At 41.3% G+C, this 7,711-nt stretch carries 4 protein-coding genes, 14 tRNA genes, 1 riboswitch and 1 other annotated feature; of the genes, 17 read left to right on the plus strand and 1 reads right to left on the minus strand.

The window, feature by feature from the left end:
- From EKM98_RS11475 to EKM98_RS11550, 16 genes are all read left to right on the plus strand, one after another.
- Nucleotides 1-72 (plus strand) — tRNA-Arg (locus tag EKM98_RS11475).
- Between the two features lie 5 nt (nt 73-77).
- Nucleotides 78-151, plus strand: a tRNA-Pro gene (locus EKM98_RS11480).
- A 12-nt stretch (nt 152-163) separates the two neighbouring features.
- A tRNA-Met gene (locus tag EKM98_RS11485) sits at nt 164-237 on the plus strand.
- Nucleotides 238-252: 15 nt separating this feature from the next.
- Nucleotides 253-326: transfer RNA gene (locus EKM98_RS11490), tRNA-Ile, on the plus strand.
- Nucleotides 327-361: 35 nt separating this feature from the next.
- Nucleotides 362-435: transfer RNA gene (locus EKM98_RS11495), tRNA-Met, on the plus strand.
- A gap of 2 nt (nt 436-437) precedes the next feature.
- A tRNA-Asp gene (locus EKM98_RS11500) sits at nt 438-511 on the plus strand.
- Between the two features lie 4 nt (nt 512-515).
- A tRNA-Phe gene (locus EKM98_RS11505) sits at nt 516-588 on the plus strand.
- A gap of 19 nt (nt 589-607) precedes the next feature.
- Nucleotides 608-678 (plus strand) — tRNA-Gly (locus EKM98_RS11510).
- A gap of 27 nt (nt 679-705) precedes the next feature.
- Nucleotides 706-779, plus strand: a tRNA-Ile gene (locus EKM98_RS11515).
- Between the two features lie 4 nt (nt 780-783).
- Nucleotides 784-871 (plus strand) — tRNA-Ser (locus EKM98_RS11520).
- 10 nt (nt 872-881) lie between these two features.
- A tRNA-Glu gene (locus tag EKM98_RS11525) sits at nt 882-953 on the plus strand.
- Between the two features lie 30 nt (nt 954-983).
- Nucleotides 984-1,071, plus strand: a tRNA-Ser gene (locus EKM98_RS11530).
- Between the two features lie 9 nt (nt 1,072-1,080).
- A tRNA-Met gene (locus EKM98_RS11535) sits at nt 1,081-1,154 on the plus strand.
- Between the two features lie 2 nt (nt 1,155-1,156).
- Nucleotides 1,157-1,230 (plus strand) — tRNA-Asp (locus EKM98_RS11540).
- Between the two features lie 94 nt (nt 1,231-1,324).
- Nucleotides 1,325-1,434, plus strand: a riboswitch (SMK box riboswitch).
- Entirely contained in the window at nt 1,432-2,619 is a 1,188-nt protein-coding gene (metK, locus tag EKM98_RS11545; protein WP_125982705.1) for a methionine adenosyltransferase, read from the plus strand. (Overlaps the previous riboswitch by 3 nt.)
- Nucleotides 2,620-2,706: 87 nt before the next feature.
- On the plus strand, nt 2,707-4,176 hold the full coding sequence (locus EKM98_RS11550; protein ID WP_125982706.1) for an MDR family MFS transporter: 1,470 nt from the start codon (nt 2,707-2,709) through the stop codon (nt 4,174-4,176).
- Nucleotide 4,177: 1 nt separating this feature from the next.
- On the opposite strand, the gene EKM98_RS11555 is transcribed toward EKM98_RS11550, so the two are convergent.
- Complete coding sequence (locus EKM98_RS11555; protein ID WP_125982707.1) at nt 4,178-4,825, minus strand: phosphatase PAP2 family protein; 648 nt, start codon at nt 4,823-4,825, stop codon at nt 4,178-4,180.
- 112 nt (nt 4,826-4,937) lie between these two features.
- Nucleotides 4,938-5,140, plus strand: a binding site (T-box leader).
- 71 nt (nt 5,141-5,211) lie between these two features.
- On the opposite strand from EKM98_RS11555, the gene leuS reads away from it, so the two are divergent.
- Nucleotides 5,212-7,632, plus strand: coding sequence for a leucine--tRNA ligase (gene leuS, locus EKM98_RS11560; protein ID WP_125982708.1), 2,421 nt, complete (start codon nt 5,212-5,214; stop codon nt 7,630-7,632).
- Nucleotides 7,633-7,711 lie beyond the last annotated feature (79 nt).

Consider the following 7,711-nt stretch of genomic DNA (forward strand, 5'->3'; position numbering starts at 1 on the left):
ACCCATAGCGCAATTGGATAGAGTGTCTGACTACGAATCAGAAGGTTGTAGGTTCGACTCCTACTGGGTGCATTTTTCGGGAAATAGCTCAGCTTGGTAGAGCACTTGGTTTGGGACCAAGGGGTCGCAGGTTCGAATCCTGTTTTCCCGATTGATAGTTTATCGCGGTGTAGCTCAGCAGGTTAGAGCGTCCGGTTCATACCCGGGAGGTCGGGGGTTCGATTCCCTTTGCCGCGATAGGTTTTAGTGCTTGGACCTTTAGCTCAGTTGGTTAGAGCAGACGGCTCATAACCGTCCGGTCGTAGGTTCGAGTCCTACAAGGTCCATCTATGGTGGATGTTGTAAAACCATTTTATATTATCGCGGGATGGAGCAGTCTGGTAGCTCGTCGGGCTCATAACCCGAAGGTCGCAGGTTCAAACCCTGCTCCCGCAATTGGTTCCATGGTCTAGTTGGTTATGACGCCTGCCTGTCACGCAGGAGATCACGGGTTCGAGTCCCGTTGGGACCGTAATGGCTCGGTAGCTCAGTCGGTAGAGCAATGGATTGAAGCTCCATGTGTCGGCAGTTCGATTCTGTCCCGCGCCATCTTATAGTTAATAATTATGCGGGTGTAGTTTAGTGGTAAAACCACAGCCTTCCAAGCTGTTGTCGCGAGTCCGATTCTCGTCACCCGCTTTGTCTGATAATTAACTATTCATTTATGGGCCTATAGCTCAGCTGGTTAGAGCGCACGCCTGATAAGCGTGAGGTCGATGGTTCAAGTCCATTTAGGCCCATTTTGGGGAAGTACTCAAGTGGCTGAAGAGGCGCCCCTGCTAAGGGTGTAGGCGGGTTATACCGCGCGAGAGTTCGAATCTCTCCTTCTCCGTTTTTTTGATGGCCCGTTGGTCAAGTGGTTAAGACACCGCCCTTTCACGGCGGTAACATGGGTTCAAATCCCGTACGGGTCATGGTACATTATATAGTTAATTTTTAGTCTTGGAGGATTACCCAAGTGGCTGAAGGGAACGGTCTTGAAAACCGTCAGGTGTGTAATAGCACGCGAGAGTTCGAATCTCTTATCCTCCTTTATATTATCGCGGGATGGAGCAGTCTGGTAGCTCGTCGGGCTCATAACCCGAAGGTCGCAGGTTCAAACCCTGCTCCCGCAATTGGTTCCATGGTCTAGTTGGTTATGACGCCTGCCTGTCACGCAGGAGATCACGGGTCCGAGTCCCGTTGGGACCGTAATGTAAGACAACATTTTAAATGTTGTCTTTTTTTATTAGCATTTAGTGGGAATTCAACTTTTAAATGGCCAATTATTATGATAGACTAGTTCTTGGTTTATAAGCAGATTCCCGAGAGGATTCACAATTTATGTGGATATGCCTTGTAACCGAGTTAACTATCCAATTAATTGGATTAAATGTATAGGGGGAATATAAAGTGCGTGAAAGACACTTATTTACTTCAGAATCAGTATCTGAAGGACATCCGGATAAAATAGCCGATCAGATTAGTGATGCTATTTTGGATGCCATGTTAGCACAGGATCCAAAGGCACGGGTTGCCTGTGAAACTACCGTTACAACAGGATTAGTTCTTGTGGTAGGTGAAATTTCAACAAGTGCGTACGTTGATATTCAGAAAACGGTGCGTGAAACAATTAAGGGTATCGGTTATACGCACGGTAAGTATGGTTTCGACGGTGATAACTGCGCTGTTTTGGTGGCCTTGGATGAACAATCACCGGATATCGCTCAGGGGGTCGATGATTCCTTGGAAGCACGTAATTCAGATGAGGATCCATTAGATAAAATTGGTGCTGGCGATCAGGGCATGATGTTTGGTTTTGCAATTGATGAAACACCAGAATTAATGCCATTACCCATTTCCTTGGCACACCGATTGATGCGGCAAGTTGCAAAATTACGTAAGGACGGCACAATTAAATATTTGCGTCCTGATGCCAAGGCCCAAGTTACCGTTGAATATGATGATAATGGACAACCAGCACGTGTTGATACAGTAGTGATCAGTACTCAACATGATCCTGATGTATCATTAGCACAAATCCGCAAAGATATGATTGATCAAGTCATTAAAACGGTAATTCCGGCCAATTTACTTGATGAAAAAACTAAATATTTTGTTAATCCAACCGGTCGTTTTGTCATTGGTGGACCACAAGGTGATGCCGGTTTAACCGGACGTAAGATTATTGTTGATACTTATGGTGGTTATGCTAAACACGGTGGCGGTGCCTTTTCTGGTAAGGATGCCACTAAAGTTGATCGCTCAGCTAGTTATGCAGCACGTTATATTGCAAAGAATATTGTTGCTGCTGGCTACGCTAAACGTTGTGAAGTTCAACTTGCTTATGCAATTGGTGTTGCGCAGCCAGTATCCGTTGCAATTGACACGCAAGGGACGAATACAGTTCCTGAAAGTGAGTTAGTTAAAGTTGTTCGGACGATTTTTGATCTGCGGCCGGCCGGTATCATTAAAATGTTGGATTTACAACGACCGATTTACAAGCAGACAGCTGCTTACGGTCATTTTGGGCGTACAGATGTTGATCTACCTTGGGAACACTTAGACAAGGTTGATGCATTACACAATGCATTAGATTAACGATTACAAGAGGCGACCCTTACCAGGGATTTTTCAATTCCCTGATAGGGGTCTTTTTATATGATTTAGTGAATGAAGGAGGGCAAAATGAAGAAAGAAACAAACGTTACTTTAGTCACAGTTGCTATTTTTATTGCAACTTTTATGTCAGCAATTGAAGGGACAATAGTTTCGACAGCAATGCCAACAATTGTTGGTGACCTACACGGAATGAATTTAATGAATTGGATTTTTTCAATTTATTTATTAACTAATGCAATGTTGACACCGATTTATGGAAAACTGGCCGATCGGGTTGGTCGAAAACCAGTATTTATTATTGGACTTCTTTTATTTATTATTGGTTCGGCTCTATGTGGTTTTGCGCAAAATATGATGACTTTAATTATTTTTCGGGCACTACAGGGAATGGGCGCCGGAGCCATCTTGCCATTATCATTTACAATAATTGCTGATATCTACCCAATAGAGAAAAGAGCCAAGATTTTGGGCTTTAATAGTTCAGCCTGGGGCATTGCCTCCGTCGTTGCCCCTTTACTTGGAGGTTTCATCGTCGAACAATTAAGCTGGCACTGGATTTTCTTTATTAACGTACCGATTGGTTTAATTACGATCTGGATGATCTCACATTACCTAAATGAACCTAAGCGAGAAACAATCAAGGCGCCAATTGACTACCGGGGAAGTTTATTCTTAATGTTAACGTTACTTTGTGTTATGTATGGTTTCCAAGTTTTAGAACACGGCTTTTCATTAATTTTAGTCTTGATGTTTGTTATCGCCATTATCTGTTTTTTACTTTTCATCAAAACCGAAAAAACTGCTACAGATCCAATTATTTCATTGGCGTTATTCAAAAATCGAACCTTTAATGTTCAAAATATAGTGGCCGCATTGGTTAGTGGCTTTTTAATGGGGTTTGAAGTTTACATGCCAATGTGGATGCAGGGAATCCTAGGGCTACCTGCCTCCATGGGTGGTTTTGTTGTCACGCCCAGCTCACTTATGTGGGTTGTCGCATCATTTATCACTGGTGGGTTGCTTGCTAAGTACACACCACGTTTTATTCTTTTTTGGAGTCTGGCCTTATTGGCCTGTGGTAGTTTTGTTTTGGCCATTTTACCAGAAACAACATCATTTTCCACGTTCTTAATTGTTGCCGCTTTTTTGGGACTTGGTTTTGGTATCACCATCACAACAACAACCGTCGTGTCACAAAACTCTGTTTCTAAAGATCAGATTGGCGTTGCAACATCATTTAATACCTTATGTCGGACGCTTGGCCAAACATTGATGGTTTCGGTTTACGGAATTATTTTGAACCTTCACCTGGCCTCAGGAGTTGCAAAATACAAACATACTGGGATTACTAGTGATATGATGAATCGTTTAGTTAATCCACAAACAGCTACTAGTTTACCGGCAAAATTGTTGCCAACTTTACGGCAAATATTATATAGTGGCCTACACGTCATCTACATGACTTCCGTTATTTTAATGGTTTTGGCGATTATCGTAAATTTATTTGGAAAAAGTAAAAAAGTGACGGAATCATAGGCTATTTTACGTGGTCCAAGTAGCTAAATAATAGCCAAGTTAAACAAAGATTTGCGAGGCCAAAAGACCAGCCGGCAATAACGTCACTCGTATTATGAACACCGACGTAAATTCGGCTAAGACCGATCAGTAATGGCAATGCTACCCAAAGATAGGTTAAGTGCCTGCGTTGGGTAGTGTTTTTGATTAAACAATAGCTGAGTATAAAAAAAGTGCCGTATAACAATACGCTTGTAGTTGCGTGGCCGCTTGGGAAACTGAAACCACCTGCACTAACTAAATGACTAACGGCAGTTGGACGAGGTCTTTGGATCAGCTCCTTAATAATATGATTAATTAACCCGGCGATAAAACCAACATTTATAAAAGTTAGGAAGGCCAGTTTGTTTTGCTTTGTTGCCGCTAATAGAAAAATTAAAATAAGTGCAATAAGCGTGGTGCTTGCTGGATTACCAAATTCAGTAATGATGATAACCACATGATTGAGACTTGGTTGTCGAAATTGGGTGATAAAAGCGTTAGCAGTTTGATCAAATTGTTGTAACCAGTTAGCGTCCATTTCCAGGCTGATCAATATTAGGAAAAAAATGAAGTAGCTAATACCTGCAGTAACTGCAAGTTGTTTTCGTTGTTGGTCTGTTAATTGCAAATTAAATCAATCCTTTTCAGTTATTAGGCTAAATTAACTTATTTTAGTTTAGCATGTTTAAGAAAGTCCGGCTTGAAAACAAAAATTCTTTTTGGTATGATGAAATAAATAATAAGAAACTGTGAAAAGGATTAGTAGTAAAGTTACTTTTAACAGAAAGCGAATGGTTGATGTAAATTCGTAAAGTGATTTTTTGAACTCACCTTAGAGTGTTTAGTCGAATTTAAGTAGGCTAAAACGTGCGGTCGCGTTAAGACGTCAAGTGTCGTATTTAATACGAAATGTAGGTGGCATCGCGGTCATATCGTCCTACAGGATATATTTCCTGTGGGGCGTTTTTCTTTAGCATAGCAATTTCTTATTGACGTTAGAAAGGAAGTTAATTTATGAGCTACAATCATAAAGTTGTTGAACGTAAATGGAATCATTATTGGCTACATAATAATACATTTAAAACCACAGAGGATCCAAAAAAAGAGAACTTCTATGCATTAGATATGTTTCCTTATCCTTCTGGTAAGGGACTACACGTTGGCCATCCGGAAGGTTACACAGCAACGGATATTATTGCCCGGATGAAACGGATGCAAGGATACAACGTTCTACATCCAATGGGCTGGGATGCCTTTGGTTTACCGGCTGAACAGTACGCTTTGAATACCGGGCATAGTCCGGCTAGTTTTACCAAAAAAAATATTGAAACTTTCCGTAAACAAATTAATTCGTTGGGCTTTTCTTATGATTGGGGTCGGGAAGTAAATACCACCGATCCAAACTATTATAAATGGACGCAGTGGATTTTTGAACAAATGTACAAAAAAGGACTTGCTTATGAATCTGAAGTGTTGGTAAACTGGGCACCAGATTTATTGGGTGGGACCGTTGTTTCTAACGAAGAAGTTGTTGATGGTAAGACTGAACGTGGTGGTTTCCCTGTTTATCGGGTACCAATGCGCCAATGGATGCTAAGAATTACGGCCTACGCAGACCGTTTGTTAAAAGACTTAGATTTATTGGATTGGCCAGAAAGCATTAAAGAAATGCAACGGAATTGGATTGGTCGTTCTGAAGGAGCCAGCGTTAATTTTAAAGTTGCTGGTCAGGAAGATAAATCGATTGAAGTCTTCACAACCCGTCCAGATACACTGTTTGGTGCAACTTATATGGTGTTGGCACCAGAGCATGAACTAGTTGACGCTTTAACAACTGCTGAACAAAAAACAGCAATTGAGGCTTATAAGAAACAGATCTCGACTAAGAGTGATCTCGAACGAACCGATTTGGCGAAAGAGAAAACTGGTGCGTTCACAGGTAGTTACGCGATTAATCCAATAAACGGTGAGCAAGTACCAATCTGGATTGCGGATTATGTCTTGGCCTCATACGGGACCGGTGCAATTATGGCCGTCCCGGCGCATGATGACCGTGATTTTGAGTTTGCTAAAAAATTTGCTTTACCAATTAAGCCCGTTATTGCGGGTGGTGATGTTACAAAGGCCGCTTACACGGATGATGGCGAACACATTAATTCTGGATTCTTAAATGGCCTAAATAAAAAAGAGGCAATCAGTCGTGCGTTAGACTGGCTAGAGGAAAAAGGAGTTGGTAAGCGTAAAGTTAACTATCGTTTACGTGACTGGATCTTCTCCCGGCAACGCTACTGGGGTGAACCAATTCCTATTATTCATTGGGAAGATGGGGAAACAACCTTAGTTCCCGAAGATCAATTACCGTTGATTTTGCCAAAAACCGATGACGTTAAACCATCTGGTAGTACTGAAAGCCCATTGGCCAATGTATCTGAGTGGGTGAACGTTGTTGATGAGAATGGTCGTAAGGGTAAGCGCGAAACCAACACGATGCCACAATGGGCTGGTAGTTCATGGTATTTCTTACGTTACATTGATCCGCATAACAAGGAAAAAATAGCTGATTATGATAAATTAAAGAAATGGCTACCAGTTGATTTGTACGTTGGTGGTGCAGAACACGCCGTCTTACATTTACTTTACGCTCGTTTCTGGCACAAATTCCTGTATGATATTGGTGTTGTACCAACGCCAGAACCATTCCAAAAATTATATAACCAAGGTATGATTCTAGGTGATAATCACGAAAAAATGTCTAAATCTAAAGGTAACGTGATTAATCCTGATGATATTGTTGCTGAATATGGTGCTGATACGTTACGGCTATACGAAATGTTTATGGGGCCATTGGACGCATCAATTGCGTGGAGTGACGATGGGTTAAACGGTGCTAAAAAATTCTTAGATCGTGTTTGGCGGTTATTGATCGATGATGAGGATGAATTACGTGATCGGGTGACTACTGTCCATGATGATGGACTGACGAAAATTTATAATCAGACGGTTAAAAAAGTAACTGAAGATTACGAACACCTTCATTTTAATACCGCAATTTCGCAATTAATGGTTTTCATCAATGAGGCCTACAAGGTTGATATTTTACCAGTTGAATACATTGAAGGTTTTATCAAAATGCTCTATCCAGTTGCGCCACATATGATGGAAGAACTTTGGCAGAAGCTGGGGCATGATGAGTCAATTACTTATGCAGCTTGGCCAACTTACGATAAGAATCAATTGGTTGAAGACACAATTGAAATTGTTGTTCAAGTTAATGGCAAGTTGAAAGCAAAAGTAATGATTAGTAAAGACACCAGTAAGGACGATCTGCAGAGGCTTGCTTTAGCCGAAGATAAGGTTCAAAAAGCAATTGAAGGTAAGACTGTTCGTAAGGTGATCGTAGTTCCTCAAAAATTAGTCAACATTGTTGCTAATTAAATAATTGGCTCTCTGTCAAATCCTGTTGATAGCCAATTTTACAGCGTTAGAAGTTAGGCAACTTCTAATGCTGTTTTTT

This window comes from Loigolactobacillus iwatensis (assembly GCF_003950295.1).
GTDB classification, from domain to species: domain Bacteria; phylum Bacillota; class Bacilli; order Lactobacillales; family Lactobacillaceae; genus Loigolactobacillus; species Loigolactobacillus iwatensis.